This is a genomic window from Labilithrix sp. (assembly GCA_019637155.1).
Classification (GTDB): Bacteria; Myxococcota_A; Polyangia; order Polyangiales; family Polyangiaceae; genus Labilithrix.
Map to the genome: position 1 here is coordinate 76,930 of JAHBWE010000011.1, position 22,272 is coordinate 99,201.

The window sequence follows — 22,272 nt, forward strand, 5'->3', positions numbered from 1 at the left end:
CGCGCCGAGTGTACCATGGCGAAATGTCACTCGAGCTAGTCGTTACGGCCGTCGGTCCCGATCGTCCCGGCCTCGCCTCCGAGTTCACGGGGCAGGTCCACGCCGCCGGCGCGAACCTGGCCGACACGCGGATGGTCAATCTTCGCGGTCAGTTCGCGATGTTGGCGCTCGTCCAGGGGACCGCCGAGGTCCTCGCCGACGTGAAGAAGCGCCTCGCCGAGGCCGGCCCGAAGAGCGGCCTCACGGTCGACTTCCACGATCCGGCGCCGAAAGAGGGCGGCGACGCGGCCGGGCCCAAGGAGGGCGTCCCGTTCCGGCTCAAGACCTACTCGATGGACCAACCCGGCATCGTCCATCGCGTCACGTCGTACCTCCGCGAGCACCACATCAACGTGGAGGAGCTCGAGACGCGCCTCGAGTCCGCGCCGTTCATGGGGACGCCGGTGTTCACGATGGAGATCGTGATGCTCGTCCCGAAGAGCGTGAGCGTGAAGAAGCTCCGTCACGAGCTCGAGGAGCTCGGCGACTCGCTGAATTGCGACGTGGACATCGATCCGGTGTAGCTACTCCGCGGCGTAGTCCTCGATCGGCGGGCAGGAGCAGATCAGCTTGCGGTCGCCGAGCGCGTTGTTCAGGCGCGAGACCGCGGGCCAGAACTTGCGGTCGCGCGTCCACGGGGCGGGGTAGGCGGCCTTCTCGCGCGAGTACGGGTGGCTCCACTCGTCGGCGACGCACGCCTCGATCGTGTGCGGCGCGTGCTTGAGCGGGTTGTCGTCGCGCGAGGCCTTGCCGTCCTCGATCTCGCGGATCTCCTCGCGGATCGCGATCATCGCGTCGCAGAAGCGATCGAGCTCCTCGAGCGACTCGCTCTCGGTGGGCTCGACCATGAGCGTGCCCGGGATCGGGAAGCTCATCGTCGGCGCGTGGAAGCCGTAGTCGGCGAGCCGCTTCGCGACGTCGTCGACCTCGATCCCCGCCGTGCGCTTGAACGGCCGCACGTCGAGGATGCACTCGTGCGCGACGCGCCCCTTCGTGCCGACGTACACGATCGGGAAGTGCGGCCCGAGGCGATGCGCGACGTAGTTCGCGTTGAGGATCGCTACGCGCGTCGCCTGGGTGAGGCCCCAGCCGCCCATCATCTGGATGTACGCCCACGAGATGAGGAGGATGCTCGCCGACGACCACGGCGCGGCCGCGATCGGCCCGACCGCGTCGGGGCCCGGCGGCTCGATGACGGGCTTCGCCGGGAGGTAGCTCGCGAGGTGCTTCGCGACCGCGATCGGGCCCATGCCCGGGCCGCCGCCGCCGTGCGGGATGCAGAACGTCTTGTGCAGGTTGAGGTGCACGACGTCCGCGCCGATGTCGCCCGGGCGGCAGAGGCCGACCTGCGCGTTCATGTTCGCGCCGTCCATGTACACCTGGCCGCCGTGCTCGTGGACGATGGAGCAGATCTTCTTGATCTCCTCCTCGAACACGCCGTGCGTCGACGGGTAGGTGACCTGGATCGCGGCGAGGTTCGCGGCGTGCTCCTTCGCGCGCGCCTCGAGGTCGGCGACGTCGATGTTGCCGTTCGCGTCGGTCTTCACGACGACGACCTGGAAGCCGGCCATCACCGCGGAGGCGGGGTTCGTGCCGTGCGCGGAGGCGGGGATGAGGCACACGTCGCGGTGGCCCTGCCCCTTCTTCTGGTGGTGCTTCTTGATGACGAGGAGGCCGGAGTACTCGCCCTGCGCGCCGGCGTTCGGCTGGAGCGACACCGCCGGGAGGCCGGTGATCTCGGCGAGCGCGCCTTCCATCTCCTTGAAGATCTGGGCGTAGCCCTGCGCCTGCGCCACTGGCGCGAACGGGTGGAGGCCGTTCCACCAGCGATCGGTGATCGGCATCATCTCCGCGGTCGCGTTCAGCTTCATCGTGCACGAGCCGAGCGGGATCATCGAGTGGGTGAGGGAGAGGTCGCGGCTCTCGAGCTTCCGCATGTAGCGGAGCATCTCGGTCTCGGAGTGGTGCGCGTGGAAGATCGGGTGGGTGAGGTACTCGCTCTTGCGCTCGAGCGCCTTCGGGATCGCGCGGTGGAACATCTCCGCGACGGTCTCGAACTCCTCCGCGACCTTGCCTTGCGAGAACACGTCGGTGAGCTCGCCGATGTCGCGGAGCGACGTCGTCTCGTCGAGCGCGACGCACACGCTCGTCGGCGAGAGCCGGCGCAGGTTCAGCTTCTTCTCGTCCGCCGTTTTGAGCCACGCCGCGACCGCGGCCTCGGTGCCGTCGACGCGGATCGTGTCGAAGAAGGCGTCGTGCACGATCTTCGCGTCGAGCTTGCCGACCGCCTCGCGCAGCGTCGCGGCGAGGGCGTGGACGCGCTCCGCGATCGCGCGGATGCCCTTCGGCCCGTGGTAGACCGCGTACATGCTCGCGACGACGGCGAGCAGCGCCTGCGCGGTGCAGATGTTCGACGTCGCGCGCTCGCGGCGGATGTGCTGCTCGCGCGTCTGGAGCGCCATCCGGAACGCCTGCTTGCCGCGCGCGTCCTCGCTCACGCCGATGATGCGGCCGGGGAGCTTGCGCACGAACTCGTTCTTGCACGCGAAGTACGCGGCGTGCGGGCCGCCGTAGCCGAGCGGCACGCCGAAGCGCTGCGTCGTGCCGATCGCGACGTCGGCGCCGAGCTCGCCCGGCGGCGTGAGCACCGCGAGCGCGAGGATGTCGGCCGCCATCACGAAGAGCGCGTCCGCGGCGTGGACCTTCTCGCCGAAGGGACGGTAATCGACGATCGCGCCTTCGGTGTCGGGGTACTGCACGAGCGCGCCGAAGACGCCGGAGAGGTCGGCGCTCGCGTGATCGCCGACGCGCACCTCGATGCCGAGCGCGGTCGCGCGCGTGGTGACGACGTCGATCGTCTGCGGGTGGCAGCGGTTCGAGACGAAGAAGACCTTCTTGCCGTCGCCGCCCTTCTGCTCGTGGGCGAGGTGCATCGCCTCCGCCGCCGCGGTCGCCTCGTCGAGGAGCGACGCGTTCGTGACGGGGAGACCGGTGAGGTCGATCACCATCGTCTGGAAGTTGAGGAGCGCCTCGAGGCGGCCCTGCGCGATCTCGGCCTGGTACGGCGTGTACTGCGTGTACCAGCCGGGGTTCTGCAGCACGTTCCGGAGGATGACCGGTGGCGTGATGCAGTCGTGGTACCCCATGCCGATGTACGAGCGGCGGACCTCGTTCTTCTGACCGAGCGTGCGCGCGCGCTCGAGCAGCGTCGCCTCCGTCATGCCGGGCCCGAGGTCGAGCGCGCGCGCGAGGCGGATCGACTTCGGCACCGTCTCGCCGACGAGGGCGTCGAGCGACGTCACGCCCATCGCTTTGAGCATCTTCGCCTGGTCCTCGGAGGAGGGGCCGATGTGGCGGCGAACGAACGTATCCGGATGCTCGAGAGGCATCGTCATGGCGGCACCTCAGTTGCTGAGCTGGCCCGGGGTGACGCCTTCTGCGTCGCCGCCGATCGACTTGAGGTCGGGGGGCATGCGGAGCTGCTTCACGTTCTTCCAGCTCGAGCCGGTCTCGTTGTCGTTGAGCCCGAACTCGCCGTCGAGCTCGCCGATGTTCTCCTTGTTGACCTTGTAGACGAAGTAGCCCTTGCCGTGCGTCGTCGCGCTCGCGCCGACCATCCCGATCTTGTGCTCCTTCCACGTGTAGTGGAGGACGTTGCCGGTGATGGTGCCGGAGAGCTCGCCCCAGTAGCTGTGGTCGGTGCGCTTCCAGCGCGCGACGACGTTCGAGCCCTCTTCCCGCATGTGGAGGTACCCGAAGACCGGATGGTAGTAGACGCCGGTCCACGTCTCGCCTTCGGGCATCGGACCCGCCGCCACCTTCGCGGTCTTGGCTTCCGAGCCGTCACCACATCCAGCGGCGCCCACGGCGAGGGACGTAAAACAAACAGCGAGGCAGATCGAGCGAAGGGAGAAGAGGCTCATCGAGCCCCCACCTTATCAAAACTCAGCTCTCAACGTCGGGGCTTCGCCCCGACACCCCACCCCAGACACGGCCCTCGCGCTGCGCGCTCGGGTCGCTGCGCGACCGCTTGCGCGGCCGCTTCTGGGGCCCCTCGTGAGGTCCCGCATCAGAGCCCTAGCACGTAGCTCCAGCGGCGCTTGGCGGCGAGGTCGGTGAGGATCAGCGTCGGGCCGGTCGCGGAGAACGAGTATTGCTCCGCGGTCGTGGTCGGGCAGGTGAGCGTGATGGTCGTGTTCGGCGCGATGGTCGCGAGGCTGCCGCGTGCGCGCGTCTCCTGCGGCGTCCCCGACTGCGCGCCGATCTGGAGCACGCGCTCGAAGGTGGTCCCGCCGGCGCTGACGCGGATCGTCCCGCGGTACGTCGTGCCGGTCGGGCCCGGCAGGCCGGAGCCGCCGACGAGGACCTGCGCGCCCTCGAGGTTGTAGATGCCGTCCGCGATCGTGCCGCCGTTGCCGGGGAGCGGATCGTCGGCGACGGCGTTCTCGTCGACGAGGACGCCCGTGAGCTCGAGGTCCGTGCACGTGCCCGCGTCGTCGTCGTCGCCGCTGCCGCCCGAGGAGCCGTCGCCTTGCCCGACGCCGCTTCCGCTGGGCGGGAGCGGCTGGTCCGTCCCAGGATCTCCCGCCGGCGGCGGCAACACCCGCTCCTCCTTGCACGCAAAGAGCGACACGCCAAGCGCGGCGACGACGAGGATCCTCCGAACCATCCTTCGACCATAGGCCCGCTCCGTGCCCTGGCCAAGAAGCGCGCCCCGGGTCTATCGTCCGGGTTCCGTGAACGATCGCCGCATCCTCGACCCGGTGCTGCTCGCGAGCGACGTGCGCGTCGACGAGGACGGCGTCCCCGGGTGCGAGGGGCTCTCGTTCCGGACCAAAGGCGAGCACGTCCTCGTCCTCGGAGCGCCGCGCGCGCTGTTCCTCGCCGCGGTGGGGCTCCGTCCCGTCGTCCGCGGCGCGCTCACGGTGCGCGGCGTCGCGGCGGACGAGGCGGTGGGCTACGGGCTCATCGCCGGCGCCGCGCTCGATCCGCCGCTGCCGCCGCGCTGGACGGTGCACGAATACGTCGAGTGGAGCGCGCGGCTCTCCGGCGCGCCGCCGGCGGAGGCGAAGAGCGTCGCCGCCGGCGCGATCGCGCGGCTCAAGCTCGAGCCGATGGCGAAGACGCGGCTCTCCATGCTCGTCCCCCACGCGCGGCGCGCGACCGTCGTCGCCGCCGCGCTCGCGGCGAGCACGGAGATCGTCGCGCTCGAAGACCCGCTCGGCGGGCTGCCGGAGGAGGTCGCCGCGTCGTACGGCGCGGTGCTGCTCGAGGCGCTGGCCGATCGCGCGTGGCTCGTCTTCGCGCCGCGCATCGCGCTCACGTCGCCGTTCGCGCGCGCGGCCGAGGACGCGCTCGTGCTCTCGGCGACGCGCGTCGACGGGCAAGGCCCACCCGCGGAGCTCGCGAGCACGCCGGCTCCAGGCAAGACGGAGCACCAAGCGCTTCGCTGGATCGCGCGGCTCGACGGCGCGCTCGAGCCCGTCCGCGAAGCGCTCGCGGCGCGCGGGTCGTCGCTCGAGGAGCAGGGCGCGCACGTGCTGCTCGATCTCGCGGCGGGGACGACGACGAGCGAGCTCGCCGCGATCTGCGCCGCGGCCGACGTCGCGATCCTCGAGCTCATGCCCGTCTCTCGTCCGATCGCGCGCGCTTTCCTGTAGCATCGCGCGCGATGAACAAAGACGACGCGGAGGTCTTCTCGCGTTCGAGCGAACAGCTGGGGCGGCCGCAGCTCGGCGGCGGGCGGCTCGGCACGTACACGGTCCTCGGCGCCGCGACGGGGATCGTCCCGCTGCCGTGGGTCCCCGACGCGATCGGCCGCCGGATCCGCGGCGCGCTGGTCCACGACCTCACCGCGCGCCACGGTCTCTCGATCACGCCCGAGGCGCGCAAGGTGCTCGTCGAAGGGGAGAAGCAGGAGGGCGCGCGGCGGTACCTCGATCAGGGGATCAAGTTCGCGGCGGCGCAGGTGCTCGCGCGGATCGGTCCGTTCGGCGCGATCAGCCCCGTCCGCGGCGCGCTCCAGACCTTCGTCCTCGGGCACCTCCTCCAGCGCTACCTCGACGGCGCGCGTCGCGAGCGCGCGGTGCGGATCGAGTTCGAGGAGGCCCGCGCGCTGCGGGAGGCGATCGACGCCGCGCTCGTCCTCGCGCTCACGACCGACGGCCAGGGCAAGGACCGCCCCGCGTTCGCGCCGGAGGACCTCCGCGACGGCACGACCCAGGTCATCGACGGCGTCCTCATCTCGATCGCGAGCGCGCCGGGCTGGCTCCTCCGCCGCCTCGACGCCGCGTTCGACGAGGTGCTGCCGCACCATGTCCGCCGCTGAGCGCGCGGCGATCCGCAAGGCGAAGCGGATCGTCGTCAAGATCGGCTCGAGCACGCTCGCGCGCGACGAGGACGCGCACGCCCGCCTCGCGCGCGCGATCCGCGGGCTCATGGACGAGAAGAAGAGCGTCGTCCTCGTGTCGAGCGGCGCGATCGCGCTCGGCGCGAAGAAGCTCGGCTACCGCGGGCGCCCGAAGGAGATGGCGAAGCTGCAGGCGGCTGCGTCGGCGGGGCAGAGCCTGCTCATGCGCGCCTACGAGGAGGCCTTCGCGAGGGAGGGGCTCGCGGCGGCGCAGGTGCTCCTCACCCACGCCGACCTCGCCGATCGCGCGCGCGCGAACAACGCGCGGGCCGCGCTCTCCGCGCTGCTCGACGCGCGCTGCGTCCCGATCTTGAACGAGAACGACGCGGTCGCGATCGAGGAGATCAAGTTCGGCGACAACGACGAGCTCTCCGCGATGGTGACGCCGCTCGTCGCCGCCGACGTGCTCGTCCTCCTCTCCGACGTGCCCGGTCTCCTCGACGCGCACGGCGAGCGCGTGCGTGTCGTGCACGACGTCGCGGCGGAGGCGCTGCCGCTCGTGCGCGCGAAGAAGAGCAGCGCCGGGACGGGGGGGATGGCGAGCAAGATCGAAGCCGCGCGGCGCGCGACGCTCGCGGGCGCGCACGTCGTCATCGCGGACGCGGGGAAGCGCGACGTGCTCGAGCGCATCCTCGCGGGGGAGGACGAGGGCACGCTCTTCGTCGCCGCGACGCGCCGCCTGCCGGCGAAGAAGCACTGGATCGCGTTCACGCTCCGCGCGCGCGGCGACGTCTGGCTCGACGACGGCGCCGCCCGCGCCGTGCGCGACAAGGGCACGAGCATCCTCGCCGTCGGCGTCGCCGGCGTCCGCGGCGACTTCCGCGCCGGCGACTCCGTCCGCGTCCTCGCCCCCGACGGCGCCGAGATCGGCCGCGGCCTCGCGGGCGTCTCCGCGACCGACGCCGTCCTCGTCGCGGGAAAGAAGACCGAGACCGTCCTCGTGCATCGCGACGACCTCGTCGTCTGGTAGCGCTACGATGGGGACGTGGACCTGAACGAGGAGCAGAAGGCCGCGCTCGACGCGTTCTGCGCGCGCGTGCGAGCGGCGTTCGGCGCGCGCGTCGTGTCGATCACGCTCTTCGGCTCCCGCGCGCGCGGCGACGCCCACGCCGACTCCGACATCGACGTCTGCGTCGTCATCGACGGGCTCGACTGGCGCGAGAAGCACGAGGTCTACGGCATCGCCGGGGACGTCATCGACGACCACGACGTCGTGCTCTCGCCCTACGTCGTGAGCCGTGCACACATGGCACATCTCCACGCCCGCGAGCGCGCGATCGCGGCCGAGATCGCGCGCGACTCGACGAGGCGCGGGGGCTGGTCGCTGACGCCGACAGCTTCTCGGCGCAGGTGTTCGAGCTGCTCCGACGTGAGGGCTGGCTCGCGGCGTCAGGGGCCGTCTAGGTACGTCGCTCCCTCGTTGTAGCGCTCTCGGTCCTCGCACAGCGCCTTCACGTCGTCCTTCGTCTTGGGCTCGTCCCTGAAGCCGGCGTCGGGGCCGGCGTCGGAGACGTCGTAGTACCAGTCGAAGACCTCGGAGCCGTCGTCGTTGTCCTTGTGGAGCTTGCATCCCGCGATGATCCGGTCGCGCGGGCAGCGGCCCTCGGTGCCGTTCGCGGCGAACTTCTCGATGCAGTCGTCCTTCACCTGGCTCACCGCGACGGTGTCGATGACCTCCTGGCAGAACGGGGCCGGCTCCTTGCCCGTGCGGCGATCGCACGCGACGTCGTCGGTCTGACCCACCACGTCGCCGAGCATGTTCGCGATCGCGCCGGCGATCTTGCAGCCGCCGAGCAGGAGGACGATCAGGACCACGACGAGCCGGCGCACGCCGTGCTCTTAGCAGGTCACGTCGGTTCGGAAAGCGCCTCGCGCAGGAAGCTGTTCAACACCTCCTCGAAGCTCTCGTCGCCGGTCTTCTGGATGAGGACCTGGATCTGCTTCCGGATCGTGTCGGCCTTGACCCCGCGGAGGACCGGGATGTCCTCCCGCGGGACGCCGCGGACCCCGAGCATGAGGAGCTCGACCTCGCTGCTCGTGAGGTTGTGGGCCCGCGTCCACCGGTCGAGCGTGACCGCGATGCGGCGGTCGCCGGCGTGGCGGCGGGCGCGCGTCTCCTCGACGTGCACCCGGAGCTGCTCCGTCTCGAACGGCTTGAGGAGGTAGCGAACGCCGAGCTCGTGCGCCTTCGAGACGACGGCGTGGTCGGAGAGGCCCGTGAGCACGAGCACCCAGATCGCCGGCCACTTCTGGCGCGCGAGCGGGATCAGGTCGAGACCCGAGCCGTCCGGGAGGCCGACGTCGACGATGAGTGAGTCGAAGCGCCGCGTGGCGAGCGCCGTGCGCGCGGTCGCGAGGTTGCCGACCGCCTCGACGTGGCCGTGGCTCGCGAGCGCACGGACGAGCGCGTCCCTCACCACGACGACGTCTTCGACGACGAGGAAGGCGAGCGAGTCGCCGTCGCGGTCCGTGCCCATACGCTCAACTCATCTCACGGCCCAAAGGCGCACGTCTTTACCCCTAGGGGTAATGCGCAACCGGTCGAAAGCGTGTATGGAAGGGGATCGTGCCCAGGGAACCGCTACGATTTTGGCGGTTCGGGGTCGCGAACCTCAATTCGCCGGCGCGGGCGATTCTGGTCCGCGCGCGCCGGGGGCCTTGTCGAGGTTGGTCGGATCGGACTCGCGCGCGACCGTGCTCGAGGCCTGCGTCACGAAGTCGGGGAGGAGCCCGGTGTCGATCGGCCGTCCGCTGACGGAGCCGTGACACTGCGCGCAGATCGCGTCGAACAGGCCGGCGCGGAAGCCCTGCCGGACGACCTCGCCGGGAGAAAACACGATCGCCTCGCGCTGCGTCCGGGGGAGGTTCCGCTCGCGGGAGAGCTTCGTCTCGGGGAGCCCGAGCACGAGCGGGAGCCCGCCCGGCACGCGGAAGCGCGCCGATCCGTCGCCGTAGACCGGGACCGAGCCGAGCTCGCGGCGGCGGGCGTACGCGGTGCCGAAGGCGTCCGTGAACGCGAACGCCCCCGCTTTCTCGATCGCGTCGACCTCGAGCGGGGGAGGGAGGTCCTCGTAGACGGTGAACGACGTGACGTCCCGATCGACGAGGCGGCCGGTCGGGGTGTTCTGGAAGAGGAGCGAGGCGAGGAGCGGGAAGTCGAGGACGTGCACGTCCGCGTACGCGAAGCCGGGCTGGATCTCGGTGCTGCCGTTCGGCTCGTCGAGCGACGACTCGAAGGTCGGCCGCGGCATGCGCGGGTAGACCGCGACCGCGTCGACCTCGGCGCTGCCGGGCTCGCCGAACAGCTTCGTCTTCACGCCCGTCGTCGTCGCCATCACGTACACGTCGAGGTCGTCGCCGGCGCCGTAGCTCACGAGGAGCGAGGTGCTCGGGAGCGGCGCGGGCGATGCGTAGCGCGCGTTGACGTCCGGATCGGGGAACCGCAGCGAGCGGAGGAAGAAGTTGGGGCTCGGCGACGTCGGCGCGGCGGGATCGATCGCGGACGGATCGATCGGGTAGTCGGCTGGGTTCGCGCTCGTGAAGTCGATCCCGATCGAGCGGTTGAAGACGCCGAGGCGCCCCGCGGCGGACCCGTTCTGCGGCGAGAAGATGGTCGCGAAGTCGCGGTCCGCGAGCTCCACCACCTGCGTCGCCTCGGGGAAGCCGATCGAGCCGCGCTGCGCGAAGAGCGGGTGGTAGTCGCCGGTGTCCAGGTTGATGCGGCGGAGCGCGAGCTGGTAGAAATTCGGCGCCCGCTTCTCGGCGGTGAAGATCAAGCGGCCGTCGGCCATGAAGGACGGCTGGCGCTCGAGGTCGAGCAGGAACGTGAGCTGCTTCACGTGCGCCTGCGCGGGCGCGGCGGGATCGGGCTCGAGCACGTAGAGGTTCGCGTTCGGCTTCGTCGGATCGGCCGGCGTGCGCTGCGGGCCCTCGTAGTCGTACGGCGCTGCGCCCGCGACGAGCACGTTGCCGCGCGTCGACGCGAACACGATCCGCGTGAAGCCTCCGTCGGGCGGCGCGTAGGTCGGATCGAAGTTGTGGACGAGGAGCCCGTTCGCCGTCGGCGGCGTCGTGTTGATCCCGCTGTGCTTCGCGCAGCCCGAGCCGTCGGCGTTCATCTCGTAGACCGCGAGCGGCTCCGCGGCGGAGGCGCGCGCCGCGAACGCGATGCGGGTCGCGTCCCAGGAGACCTGCGGCCGGCGGATGTCGGCGGTGGCGGGGTCGAGGCCGCAGCCCGCGGTGAGCGACGTGTCCGCGCCGTCCGCGACGAGCGCGCCGTTCTCGAGCCGCGCCCCGATCCGGCGGAGGTCGGCCCCCGGCGCGTAGACGTCGAAGTCCTGCGCGCGCTTCACGCTCCCGAGCGGGCGGCGCACGTAGACGATCGCGCTGAGCGGCGCGAGGTTCCGCGCCGCGCGCTCGCGCCGGAGCCACTCGAGCATCACGCAGTAGGCGGGGATCTGGTCGATGTCGCCGTTGTCGTAGTCGTGGTTCGCGTCGTCGCAGAGCTTCGGGCTCGCGCGCTCGTCGCCGAAGTCCTCGAGGAGCGGGCCGCCGCGGTGGGTGATGCCCTGCGGCTCTCCGCAGCCCGCCACGCCGCAGACCTCGGGGCGATAGAGGTTCTTCCGCACCATGCGGCTCGCGGCGGGGTCCTCGCTCTCGACCGCCATCTGCACGAGGGACAGCTCGTAGTTCTGCCGCGTCGCGGAGAGCGAGAAGCTGCCGCCCGAGCCGCCGTGGAGACGGAAGTCGTGGAACATCGACGCGGAGTGGCACTGCACCATCATGCAGCCCTTCTTCACGAGGATCGGCTGCACCTTGTGCGCGAAGAACACGAACGGCGGATCGGTCGGCGCGCCGCGCGGTGGACCGTGCGCGCCCGCCCACTGCGCGAGCGCCTGGTAGTTGGGATCGCTCGGCGAGCCGAAGATCGGCCCGCCCTCGTGGTACGCGCCGCCCTGCTCCGGCGCGAGCGGCCGGCGGAGGAGCTCGCTCTCCTCCGCGCTCTGCGCGAGGTACTCCTGCGCCGCGAAGTAGTTCCAGCGGAGGCCCTCCGGCGTCGTCCCGCACGTGAAGTAGAGGGCGTTCGACGAGGTGCCGTGGCAGTTCCCCGCCGCGCACGTCGTCGCGCTCGCGACGTTCGTGCCGGCGATGATCGGGTTCACGAGGTCGCGGAAGACGGCGAAGTCCGGCTCGGCGGGGTCCTGCGAGAGATCGAAGTCGCCGCGCGCGGGGACGACGTTCGTGCACGGCTGGCGCTTGATGCTGGACGGCGGCACGCCGGTGTTGTTCTCCGTCGCCCCGTTCTGGATCCAGCGGCGCAGCGTCTGGTACCCGGTCGCGGTCGGATCGAGGATCGAGCCGCCGGCGTGCTTGATGTCGGTCGTGATCTTCGCCGGGATGCCGTCGTAGGTGCGGACCTCGACCTCGAAGGGATCGACGTTCTTGAGGAGGAACGCGGGCTGTCCGTACGCGCCGTAGTCGACGAGGAGGTCACGCCGCTTGGCGACGTTCTCGTAGCTCGAGACGTCGAGGTTGCCGAACGCGTTGCCCTTCGCGTCGGCGACGTGGCAGCCCGCGCCCGTGTTCGTGCGAACGCACGACGTCGTGAGGATCGGGCTGATCGAGCGATCGAAATACGTCGACGGTTGCGGCTCTTTCGTCGTGCACGCAGCGACGGCGGCGGCGAGCAACGCCGCTGCCACGGGCAATCTCCAGCGAGTCACGGGAGCACGGTATCAGAGTCGGCGAAGAGCGATCGTGGCTTGGTCGCGGACGAGGTTGTTCGGATCGTTTCGGGATAGGTCGTCGAGGACGTCGCGCGCGCGCGGATCGTGGAGCGCGCCGAGCGAGTGCGCGGCGGCGTTGCGGACGTCGGGGTCGGCGTCGCGCGCCATCGTCGCGAGCGCGTCGAAGCCGTCCTTCACCCGCAGCGTGCCGAGCATCTCGGCGGCGTTGCGGCGGACCTTGCCGTCGGGATCGTTCGCGAGCCGCGCCATCGCCGCCGCCTCCGGGAACGAGTTGATCTTCCCCGCCGAGCGGATCGCGGCGAGCTTCACGCGCGGATCCGCGTCGCCGAGCGCCTGCGCGAGCGCGCCGCCGCCGGAGTCGTTGAGGCGTCCGAGCGCGGCCGCCGCCGACGCGCGGACGAGGCCGTCGGGATCGCTCTTCACCGCGTTCGCGCAGGCCTCGATGCCCGGCTGCGCGAGGAACTCGCCGAGCGCCTCCGCCGCGTACGCGCGCGTGATGGCGTCCTTCGATTGATCGCCCAGCGTCTTCAGCGTGGTCTCGTAGACCTGGCCCGGTCCGAACACGCCGAAGATGCGGCGGCGGAGCCACCAGGCCGCGATCTCGCGCGTGCGCGGGTTCGAGTTGTAGAGGAGCTCCGCGACGGACGGGATGCAGTCGGTGCACTCGACCTTCTCGCCGTGCTCGAGCGCCTCCCAGATCGCCATGTTGGAGTCGGCGCGCGCGGTGACCGACTTGATGCGGTCGGCGGTGGAGAGGCTCTCGATCTGATCGGGCGGGATGTTGCCGTAGATGGCCTTCGTGCCGCCGATCTCCTGCCCGTCTGCGGCGACCGCGTTCGGGTTGCGGACGAGCGAGCAGCAGGCGAGCGCGATGACGGCGAGGACGCCGGCGGCGCTGACGGGGTGGACGGTGACCTTGGCGTTCTTCTGGATACGCATCGCCGGCCTCCTCAGTACTTCCGCCCCGGTCCGACCGGGTCCGCGTCGAAGGGGGTGAACCCCGTGTTTTGGCGCGTGTAGTACTGCCCGCCGACGTCGATCGCGCGGATGATCGCGAGCCTTTCGTCGTCGGTCAGCGTGATGCCCTTGTCCTCCGGGTGCAGCGTGGGGTTGCCGTACGCGAAGCTGCCGTCCGCGGCCTTGACGTTCAGCTTCTTGATGAGCGCGGACTCGCGCGCGTTGTTGGGGATCGCCCACATCGGCGGGACGTCGCCGGTGCGGGTGGTGTTGCCCATCCCCATCTCCATCGTGGAGGGATAGAAGAGCGAGACGTACGAGCGCGTGTACGTGCCCGGCATGCGGTCGTAGACGACGGTGATCTCCGCGCTCGAGAGATCGAGGTAGGGGATGCGCTCCACGCGCGGGGTCGGATCGTTCGGCAGCGTCGTCGTCATGACGTACTCGCGACCGGCGAAGGGATCCTGCGCGCCGCCGTCGTGGCACTGGACGCACTTCGCGTCGAGGATGCCCTGGATCGTCTCCTTCGGCGCGTTCGGCAGCGCCGGGTAGCGATCGTTCGGCAGGAGCGCCCACGAGATCTCGGTGCGGTCCTTGACGTCGAAGACGAAGCGCTGCGCCTGGCGCTGCTCGGCGACGGTCGGGTTCGCGCCGACGGTGGGGAGGCCGACGCCGGAGCGCTGCTCGTGGCAGCCGATGCAGCGGCGGTCCTCGCCCGGCATGCCCTGGATCCACAGGCGCTGGTTTCGGATCGACATCCCGAACTTGTCGATCGGCTGGAGGTGGACCGGGATGTACGGCGGGATCTCCGCGAGCCAGCTGCCGTCGGGGTTCACGTCGGCCTCGCCGAGGATCGCGGCGCCTTCGTCCATCGTGAGCCCGAACATCGTGACGCCCTTCGCGCCTTCGCTCGAGAAGCCCTCGATGATGCGCACCTTCGTCGCGGCCTTGAGCGCCTCGCTCAGCGGCACGCCTTCGCCGAACTGGGCGCCCGCCACCGTCTCGTTGGTGAGGCTCGTCTGCTTCACGTCGACGGAGCCGATGCGCACCGGCGTCGTCGGATCGACGTTCGGCCCGATGAGGTCGCGGATGAGCGGCGGCTCGGTCCGCACGTACACCGCGACCGCGTTGAGGTCCCAGGTCGTGCGGTCGTTGTAAATGAGCTTGTTCCTCGTCGGCGACCGCTCGTCGAAGACGTAGATGCCGAAGTCCGGCGGCGTGACCGACTGCTCGGCGAGGTCGTTCACCGCGCCCTCCGCCCACGAGACGAGGATGCGTCCGTCCGGGAGCGGCGACGGCTCGCGGTAGCGGCCCGCGGGCGACGGCGCCATCGAGGTCGGAACGTCGGGCGTGAGGATCGTGTACTGGACGTTCTCCTCGTCGACGCAGGGGCGCGCGCCCTTGTCGAGGACCTTCACGTCCATGCAGACGGAGTCGGCGCGGTTCCGCGCGTCGATCTTCACGAGCGCGCCGGCGTGGATGGTGCGCTCGCGCGTCGTCGCGATGCCGACCATCACGTTCGGCTCGACCTCGCGGACGTTGAAGAGCGAGTTGGAGGGCTTCGCGTGCTGGCCCGCGAGGCCGACCATCTGCGTGCCGTCCGGGTTCGACGCGAAGAGCTTCACGTCGTTCACGCCGCCGAGGTGCTCCCAGCGCGAGTAGCCGATCTTGCCGTCGAAGCGCGTCCACGGCGAGACGGTGTGGGAGAGGTTCTGCGAGGCGAGGCGGCGATCGGCGTCGCCGCCGTCGGCGGAGATCGTCGCGAGCTGCGTGACGCGGCGGCCGTGGTTGTACTCGTCCGCGCGCGTGCCCATCGCGGTGTACATCTCGTTCGTGACGAACGCGATGCGCCCGCCCGCGAGGTAGATCGGGTTGATGTCGTCGTGCGCGCCGCCGGTGCGCTGATGGATCTCGAAGCGGCCGTTCGCGTCCGCGAGCTGCGCGGTGTAGATGTGGTAGTGATCGTCGGGGTCGCGCTTCATCGAGAAGACGACCTGCTTCGCGTCGAACGACACGTCGACGCCGTTGAAGTCGGCCTGCGGGAAGTCCGAGGTGATGACCTTCAGCGTGCCGTCGGGGCGCGGGGGCGAGAGGACGACGAGCTGACCGCCGGGGACGTAGCGGTCGTAGTCGAGCACCTGCCCGTTGCCGCCGGCGACGTCGACCTGCGGCCCGTTCGGTCCGACGGTGGTGTGCTGGCGCTTGACGAAGACGATCGCGGAGACGCCGGCTCCGGCGTCCGCGGTCCCGTCGGAGCTACAGCCTGCTGTGAGCGTCGGGCTAGCGGGGACGGCGCCGACGACGAGAGCGATGGCGGCAACGCGGGTCAGGTATCGCATGGCGAGCGACTCATCAGCACGAGTCGAGCCATCGCTTTCATTCCCACGAATGCTCGCGGTTCCGCTGCCTCCGCACGATCACGTGCATGCTGCAAGGGGCGTAGCGGCCCCTTTGCCTCGGGGCGTTCGCCCCCAAGTCGCGTGTGCGATGGTGAAGGGCGAGTTACTCGATGATGATGCGGATGGGGAGATGGTCGCTCACCGACGTATAGAACGTCGTGTTCTTCTTCGCGACGCGGCGGACGTCGAGCGTCCGCGCCGGCTTCGTGCCGGCCTTGAGGAGGCGCGAGTCGGCGGGGACGACCGCGTGGTCGTAGAGGTTCGACGTGATCTCGTTCTTCGAGTTGATCGTCGAGCCGGTGCCGACGGTGAGGTCGACGTAGCGCGGGAGCGCGTCCTTGAGCTCGCTCGGGGTGAGGTTGAAGTCGCCGAGGAGGAGGACGTCGGGCGACCCGGAGCGCGACGCCTTCATCGCGGCGAAGAGGTCGTCGGGCTTGCCGTTCCGATCGAGGTCGTCGTCGAGGAAGCTGACCTCGCGCCGGCGCTCGATCGGCGAGCCGAAGAGGGCGTGGTAAGCGCCGAGGACGAGCTCCTTCGAGCTCGCGTTCACCTTGAAGCACGCGTAGGCCGGCTCGCGGATGAAGACGTCCTGCGGGTCCTTCATGTAGCGCGGGGTCGCGAACCCGTTGCAGGGCGCGGCCGCGGACTTGCGGTAGATGAAGGCGTAGTACTCCGAGTTCGAGGTCGGCGGGTTCGGCACCGGCTGGCTCGTGATCGTGCCACCCCAGTACCGGGTCCCGAGCTTGGCCATCAGCGCGTCGAAGCCGCCGGTGTTGGTGCCGCTCTGGCTGATCGTGACCATGACCTCGGTGAGCGCGACGATGTCGCAGTTGTCACGGATCACGGTCGCGACCGCGTCGATGTCCTTCGGCTGGTTCTCGAAGTTGTTGCCGAGGCGGCGGACGTTCCAGCCGCACACCCGGCGCCCGCCCCCGGCGATGACGTCGGAGGTCGCCTCACCGATGTCCTCGGACTCGAGGTCGTCGTCCACGTCGTCGCCTTCGGCCGCGCACGCGACGAAGAGCAGGCTGGCGAGGATGAAGAGAAAGGTGAGGCGGGGCATGTTCCTATGGAGTGACGGGAGATCGAACTCCCTGCAACTTCCAATAGTTACACTGCGTACGATTGCGCGAATCGAGCGAACGCCGAGATCGCGTTTTCCCCGAGGATCTCGCACTTCGAGCCACCCACGATCCACGTGTGGGCGCCCTCCCGCTGTCGCAAGACGCGGCGGATTTACTTCAGGATCACGCGGATCGGGAGGTGATCGCTGACGCTCGTGTAGAACTTGTTCCCGGCGACGACGCCGCGGACGTCGAGCGTCTCCGCGGGCTTCGTCGCGGCGAGGAGGCGCGCGCCGGGCGGCACGAGCGCGTGGTCGTACTGGTTGTTCGTGATCTCGTTCGACTGGTTGATCGTCGAGCCGGTGTTCGTCGTGAGGTCGACGTAGCGCGGCAGCACCTCGGCGAGCTCGTTCGGCTTCAGGTTGAAGTCGCCGAGGAGGAGGACGTCGGGGTCGCCCGGCCGCGACGCCTTCATCGCCTCGAAGAGCTCGTCGGCGGTGCCGTCGCGATCGAGGTCGTCGTCGAGGAAACCGACCTCGCGCTTTCGCTCGGGGAGCGAGCCGAAGAGGGCGTGGTACGCGCCGAGGACGAGCTCGTGCGCGTGCGCCCGGAGCTTGAAGCAGCCCCACGCCGGCTCGCGGATGAACACGTCCTCCGGATCGCTCAGCGTCTGCACGCCGGTCCATCCCTCGCACTCGGACACCGCCGATTTGCGCCAGATGAACGCGTAGAACTCGGAGCTCGACGTCGGCGGATTGGGGACCGGATGGGCGGAGATGCTGCCGGCCCAGTAGCGGCTGCCGAGCTTCGCGAGGAGCTCGTCGAAGCCGCGGTGGTCGCTGCCCGCCGCCGCGATCGTGACCATGACCTCGGTGAGCGCGACGAGGTCGCAGTTCTCGCGGATCACCTTCGCGGTGGCGTCGATGTTCTTCGGCTCGTTGTTGAAGTTGTTGCCGAGCCGCCGGACGTTCCACGTGCACACGCGGCGCCCGGCGCCGACGACGTCTTGCTCGTCCGCGACGATGACGGGATCGTCGGCGTCGTCCGCGATCTCACCTTCGGGCGCGCACGCGCCGACGCCGACGGCGGCGATCAGGGAGAGGAGGAGGAACAGACGATGCAACATGACGGGCTTGGGACCGAGCTGACGGCGTACTCCGCGTTTCCGAATCGGCAACTTCAAACGCTTCTGCACACGCGCTCCTCGTGAGGCAGACCCTGAAATTCTCGGCGCTTTTGCCCCGTGAGTCGACAGGGATCCAGCCACTTGAGACGCAGTCGTAATGCCGGGGCCGTAAGTCTGCGTCGTCGCTGGATCGACGACGCGTCGCGTCCGGAGCGCCGATTTCAGCTTCGGAAACGCATCCGGGGGCCAGGCCATGGCCCGGGCCAGGCTACGGCTTCGGGGCGCCGGCGGTCTGGGAGAGCCACTCGGCGGCTTCGCGGACGGTGCGTTTGTCGCGATCGCGATCGACCATGAGCGTCGCCTCGCGCATCGCCTCGACGCGAATGGCCGACACGAGCGGCGAGAGCGCGGCGACGACCTCCGCGTCGTCCGCGAGCGCGGGGGACAGGAGCAGCACCGCGTCGTAGGGAGGGAGCGCGGGGACGGTGTCCTCGAGGACGACGAGGTCGTAGAGCGCGATGCGTCCGTCGCTGGAGAACGCGGCGATCGCGTCGACGTCGCCCTTCGCGATCGCGTCGTAGAGGAAGCTCGCGTCGAAGTTGACGAGGCGCGGGAACGCGAGGCCGTACGCGTCGCGGACGCGCCGCCACTCCGGGCGCTGGAAGAACTCGTAGTCGCCGCCCAGCGCGAGGCCCGGCGCGTGCGGCCTCAGATCGGCGATCGTCCGGACGCCGAGCGCGCTCGCACGCTCGCGGCGCATCGCGATCGCGTACGCGTTCTCGAAGCCGAGCGGGCCCAGCATGCGCGCGCCGTGCTTCGACGACAGCCACTCCGCGATCGCGGCGTTCACGCGCCAGCGCGGCGCCACGTCGGTGCGTCCGAGCACGTTCGCCCAGAGCGTGCCCGAGTAGTCGACGTAGACGCCGATCCGATCGGCCGTGAGCGCGTCGAACACGACCGACGATCCCAGGCTCGCTTTCTGCTCCACCTCGATCCCACGCGCGCGCAGCCTCTCTGCGATCAGCTCTGCCAGGATGTACTGCTCCGTGAACGTCTTCGCGCCCACCACGACCGGTCGCTTCACGCGGGGCGCCGCTCGTGATGTGCCCGGAGCCACCGCGCCGGACGTCGCGATCGGCGCGCTCGCGCTGCTGCGGGCGCCGAGCACGCCGACGACGAACACGGCGAGGAGCGCGGCGAAGGTCGCCGCCGCGCGGGGCCTCGATCGCGCGCGCGCGGCCGTCTCGAGCGAGGCGAGGAGCGCGTCGAGCACGAGCGCGAGCGCCGCCGCGGCGAGGCACCCGGCGAGGACCGCTCCCCAGTTGCGCGTCTGGAGGCCCGCGAAGATCAGGTTCCCGAGGCTGGGCTGTCCGACCGGCGTCGTGAGCGTCGCGGTGCCGATGACCCACGCCGTGCCGGTCCGGACGCCGGCGAGGATCACCGGCAGCGCGATCGGGAGCTCCACGAGGCGGAGGCGCTCGCGCGAGGACATGCCCACCGCGTCGGCCGCCTCGAGGACCTCGGCCGGCACGCCGTCGAGCCCCGCGACCGTGTTCCGGAGCACCGGCAGCAGGCTGTAGAGGATCAACGCCGACAGCGCGGGCCAGAAGCCGAACGTCCCGAGGAGCGGCACCATCAGCGCGAGCAGCGCGAGGCTCGGGATGGTCTGCACCACGCTCGCGAGGCCGAGCACGGCGGCGCGCCAGCGCGGCGACTTGCGGACGCCGATCGCGAGCGCGAGCCCCGCGAGCGTGCCGGCGCCGAGCGCGAGCCCCGCCACCGTGACGTGCGCGGCGAGGAGGGCTGGGAGCTCGGCGATCGCCTCCCGGAGCGGCGACGTCATCGCGCGCTCGAGCCCGCCGCGCTCGTGTCCGTCGCGCTCGTGTCCGTCGCGCGCAGCGACTCGAGGCGCGAGAGCTGCCGCATCGGGGTCGCGAGGAGCGCCTCGACGACGGGGTGCTCCGGCGACGCGATGAGCTCCGCCGGCGTCCCGAGCCGGACGATGCGGCCCTTCGAGAGGACGGCGACTCGATCGGCCATCGAGAGCGCCTCGCTCATGTCGTGCGTGACCATGACGGTCGTGAGGCGGAGTCGATCGTGGAGCCGCCGGTACTCGACCTGGAGCGCGTCGCGGCTCAGCGGATCGAGCGCCCCGAACGGCTCGTCGAGCAGCATGATGTGCGGCTCGAGCGCGAGAGCGCGCGCGAGGCCCACGCGCTGCTGCTGTCCGCCGGAGAGCATGTGCGGGTACCGCGCGCGATGATCCGCCGGCGCGAGCGCGACGAGCTCCAGGAGCTCGTCGACGCGCCGTTCGATCGCGTCCGCTTGCCAGCCCGAGAGGCGCGGCGCGACGCCGACGTTCTCGGCGATCGTCATGTGCGGGAAGAGCCCGAACCGCTGGAACACGTAGCCAATCGATCGCCGGAGCGCCGCGAGCGGGCGCGACGCGACCGGCTCGCCCGCGACGAGCACGCGCCCCGCCGAAGGCTCGACGAGGCGGTTGACCATCTTGAGCGCGGTCGTCTTTCCGCTTCCGCTCTCGCCGAGCATGACGAGCAGCTCGCCCTCGCGAACGACGAGGTCGAAGTCGCGAAGGATCGCGGCGTCGCCGTACGACTTGGCGATCGCTTCGAACCGGATCAAGGCTCCACGAGCATGTCCGGCGTGATCTCGTCGAGCTTGGTCGCGATGATCGCGGTGTACCAGAGCGGCTCGCCGCGAACGGACAAGCGATGCTGGTAGCGCTGCATCGACTCGATGCGCATGACGTTCCGCGCCGTCATCCGCCGGACGAGCTCCGAGAAGCCGTACGCGTACCGGGTGTCGAGGAAGTCCGCGCGGATGTTGAAGGCGACGAAGCCGCCGGCGGGGATCATCGACACGGCGTTGAAGTACGCGCGGGGCGGGATGTCGCCGAAGCCGAGCGCGGCCACGCACGTGATGCACGTCGGCGCGAACTTGGCGATGGCGGCGCGCGTCGCTGCGTCGAACTCCACGAGATCCGCGACGAGGTAGTCGTCGTAGACGTTCGGCCGATCGCGCTCCGCCGCCGTCTTTGCCTCCGGCAGGAGGTCGACGCCGAGGATGTGCTTGAAGCCGCGCGCGCGCAGCACCTCTCCCAGCATCCCGTTGCCGGCGCCGAGATCGAGCACGCGGTGCTCGGACGGCGTGCCGCTTTGCTCGAGGACGGTCGTCTCGAGCATCGAGGCGACGCGCTCGGGAGAGCAACATTTGAGCAGGCCGTAGAAGACGTGCTCGTAGAGGCCCGGCTTGCGGAAGATCGCGGCGTAGTTGTGGAACCGCAGGCGGTGCCACGAGCCTTCTTCCTCGAGCTCGCACCACTCCTCGTCTTGCTCGAGAGCTCTTGCGCCCGAGGGCAAACGAACGCGGTCCAACCACTCGGGGTGGAGCCGATTTGCAGAGTGTCGATGAGTCATCACACCCCGAACATGCCACGAACGAGCACCTATTTCGACGCTTAATGTCGCACGGTGACGAACCGTCGCAGCTCGAGCCCGTCCGTGGTCGAGCTCGAGCGCTCGCGCCGCTGCTACTTCGGGACCGTTCTCGTCGAGGCAGCTCGCCGAGCAGCCGTCGCCGCTCAGGTTGTTGCCGTCGTCGCACTGACCGCCTCGCGCTCCGACGCGCTCGCGCTCGCGACGATCTCGCCGATCTCGTCTTCGAGCCGTCGCCCCCGTTCGCCGTCGCCGCCCGTCAGCTGTGGTGGTCCTCGTCGTGGGCGAGGGGGTCGTCGGTCACGAGGCCGATGCTGCCGCCCATGCCGCCGCCGGCTCCCATGGCGCCGCCGCCGCCTCCTTTGCCGCCGCCGCGGGCTTCGTCTTTGCGGTCGCCGCGGGCGTTTGCGCCCGAGCCGGGGCGGGTGGGGCCTTGCGGGGGGATCGCGAGGTCCGGCGCGACGGGGGCGAGATCGAGCACGCCGCGGATGAAGTCGCGGAGAGAGACGACGAGCTCGGCGGTGTGCACCGGGCGGCCGGAGACGAGCTCGCGCGCGGCGTGCGTCGCGAGGCGGACCTGCTCTTCGGTGCCGAGCAGGATGACGTCGGAGAGCGCGCCCTCCACCGCGTCGCGAATGCGGCGGGAGCGATCGCTGCTCTTCCTCTCGTCGTCGACGTCAGGGGCTCCGCCCTGCACGCGCAGGTCCTTGAGGTGCGTCGGATCGACGCTGAGGTTCCCGGTGAAGGAGCCGCCCAGCGTCTTGTACGCGGCGATGAGCGTGCGGAGTCGCTCGTTGATCTGCCGGTTCTCGCGCTCGCGACGTTGCTGCACCGTCTGCAGAAGGACGAGGCGGATCCCCACCCCGACCAGCGCGAAGAGCGCCAGCCCGAAGAGCGTCGAGAGCAACGTCTGCCACGAGCTGAAGTCGAGATGGCGCATCGAGCACGCGTTCGAGCATCGTAGCATCCACGACGCGGCGCGATCCCTCCTGAGGGATCAGGCCGGGTGGCGGACCGCCGCCGGCGCTCCCGGCCCACCAGGTATCGCCGACATGCGTGCTGCCGCGCGCGAGGCG

At 70.4% G+C, this 22,272-nt stretch carries 18 protein-coding genes and 1 pseudogene; 5 read left to right on the plus strand and 14 right to left on the minus strand.

Features of this window, described 5'->3' with window-relative positions; all coding sequences use genetic code 11:
• Positions 1 to 23: 23 nt before the first annotated feature.
• Entirely contained in the window at positions 24 to 563 is a 540-nt protein-coding gene (locus KF837_23630; protein MBX3230334.1) for a hypothetical protein, read from the plus strand.
• Here the strand turns inward: KF837_23630 and gcvP are convergent, their stop codons facing one another.
• From gcvP to KF837_23645, 3 genes are all read right to left on the minus strand, one after another.
• Complete coding sequence (gcvP, locus tag KF837_23635; protein ID MBX3230335.1) at positions 564 to 3,434, minus strand: aminomethyl-transferring glycine dehydrogenase; 2,871 nt, start codon at positions 3,432 to 3,434, stop codon at positions 564 to 566. It lies immediately after the preceding gene.
• Between the two features lie 9 nt (positions 3,435 to 3,443).
• Positions 3,444 to 3,962, minus strand: coding sequence for a hypothetical protein (locus tag KF837_23640; protein ID MBX3230336.1), 519 nt, complete (start codon positions 3,960 to 3,962; stop codon positions 3,444 to 3,446).
• Positions 3,963 to 4,108: 146 nt separating this feature from the next.
• Positions 4,109 to 4,708, minus strand: a complete 600-nt coding sequence (locus KF837_23645; GenBank protein ID MBX3230337.1) for a hypothetical protein — start codon at positions 4,706 to 4,708, stop codon at positions 4,109 to 4,111.
• Positions 4,709 to 4,775: 67 nt separating this feature from the next.
• On the opposite strand from KF837_23645, the gene KF837_23650 reads away from it, so the two are divergent.
• The 4 genes from KF837_23650 to KF837_23665 are packed head-to-tail and all read left to right on the plus strand — an operon-like array spanning position 4,776 to position 7,874.
• Positions 4,776 to 5,699, plus strand: a complete 924-nt coding sequence (locus KF837_23650; GenBank protein ID MBX3230338.1) for a hypothetical protein — start codon at positions 4,776 to 4,778, stop codon at positions 5,697 to 5,699.
• Positions 5,700 to 5,710: 11 nt separating this feature from the next.
• Positions 5,711 to 6,367 carry a hypothetical protein gene (locus tag KF837_23655; protein ID MBX3230339.1) on the plus strand — a complete coding sequence of 219 codons (657 nt, stop codon included), beginning with the start codon at positions 5,711 to 5,713 and terminating at the stop codon, positions 6,365 to 6,367.
• Complete coding sequence (gene proB, locus KF837_23660; protein ID MBX3230340.1) at positions 6,354 to 7,418, plus strand: glutamate 5-kinase; 1,065 nt, start codon at positions 6,354 to 6,356, stop codon at positions 7,416 to 7,418. Before KF837_23655 ends, proB begins: the two co-directional genes overlap by 14 nt.
• A gap of 15 nt (positions 7,419 to 7,433) precedes the next feature.
• The gene (locus tag KF837_23665) at positions 7,434 to 7,874 is read left to right on the plus strand and encodes a nucleotidyltransferase domain-containing protein (protein ID MBX3230341.1); all 441 of its coding nucleotides are present in this window, start codon (positions 7,434 to 7,436) and stop codon (positions 7,872 to 7,874) included.
• Here KF837_23665 and KF837_23670 read toward each other — a convergent pair.
• The 11 genes and pseudogenes from KF837_23670 to KF837_23720 all read right to left on the minus strand — a co-directional run bounded on the left by KF837_23670 (position 7,838) and on the right by KF837_23720 (position 22,136).
• Positions 7,838 to 8,278 (minus strand): hypothetical protein, encoded by a 441-nt coding sequence (locus KF837_23670; protein ID MBX3230342.1) that lies wholly within the window; start codon positions 8,276 to 8,278, stop codon positions 7,838 to 7,840. The genes KF837_23665 and KF837_23670 overlap by 37 nt on opposite strands.
• A 17-nt stretch (positions 8,279 to 8,295) precedes the next feature.
• Positions 8,296 to 8,925, minus strand: a complete 630-nt coding sequence (locus KF837_23675; protein MBX3230343.1) for a response regulator — start codon at positions 8,923 to 8,925, stop codon at positions 8,296 to 8,298.
• A 135-nt stretch (positions 8,926 to 9,060) separates the two neighbouring features.
• Positions 9,061 to 12,150, minus strand: coding sequence for a hypothetical protein (locus KF837_23680; protein MBX3230344.1), 3,090 nt, complete (start codon positions 12,148 to 12,150; stop codon positions 9,061 to 9,063).
• 33 nt (positions 12,151 to 12,183) lie between these two features.
• Positions 12,184 to 13,134 (minus strand): HEAT repeat domain-containing protein, encoded by a 951-nt coding sequence (locus KF837_23685; protein MBX3230345.1) that lies wholly within the window; start codon positions 13,132 to 13,134, stop codon positions 12,184 to 12,186.
• A gap of 11 nt (positions 13,135 to 13,145) precedes the next feature.
• A complete protein-coding gene (locus tag KF837_23690; protein ID MBX3230346.1) occupies positions 13,146 to 15,491 on the minus strand; it encodes a hypothetical protein in 2,346 nt (781 codons plus the stop codon).
• A gap of 163 nt (positions 15,492 to 15,654) precedes the next feature.
• Positions 15,655 to 16,614: a hypothetical protein gene (locus KF837_23695; protein ID MBX3230347.1), complete on the minus strand. Its 960-nt coding sequence runs from the start codon at positions 16,612 to 16,614 to the stop codon at positions 15,655 to 15,657.
• Positions 16,615 to 16,787: 173 nt separating this feature from the next.
• Positions 16,788 to 17,741 carry an endonuclease/exonuclease/phosphatase family protein gene (locus KF837_23700; GenBank protein MBX3230348.1) on the minus strand — a complete coding sequence of 318 codons (954 nt, stop codon included), beginning with the start codon at positions 17,739 to 17,741 and terminating at the stop codon, positions 16,788 to 16,790.
• 268 nt (positions 17,742 to 18,009) lie between these two features.
• Positions 18,010 to 19,584 carry an ABC transporter permease/substrate-binding protein gene (locus tag KF837_23705; GenBank protein ID MBX3230349.1) on the minus strand — a complete coding sequence of 525 codons (1,575 nt, stop codon included), beginning with the start codon at positions 19,582 to 19,584 and terminating at the stop codon, positions 18,010 to 18,012.
• The gene (locus KF837_23710) at positions 19,581 to 20,384 is read right to left on the minus strand and encodes an ABC transporter ATP-binding protein (protein ID MBX3230350.1); all 804 of its coding nucleotides are present in this window, start codon (positions 20,382 to 20,384) and stop codon (positions 19,581 to 19,583) included. The genes KF837_23705 and KF837_23710 overlap by 4 nt, the downstream gene beginning before the upstream one ends.
• Positions 20,381 to 21,370: pseudogene (locus tag KF837_23715) on the minus strand (hypothetical protein). The gene KF837_23710 and the pseudogene KF837_23715 overlap by 4 nt, the downstream one beginning before the upstream one ends.
• Positions 21,371 to 21,455: 85 nt before the next feature.
• Positions 21,456 to 22,136 carry a hypothetical protein gene (locus KF837_23720; GenBank protein ID MBX3230351.1) on the minus strand — a complete coding sequence of 227 codons (681 nt, stop codon included), beginning with the start codon at positions 22,134 to 22,136 and terminating at the stop codon, positions 21,456 to 21,458.
• Positions 22,137 to 22,272: the final 136 nt, after the last annotated feature.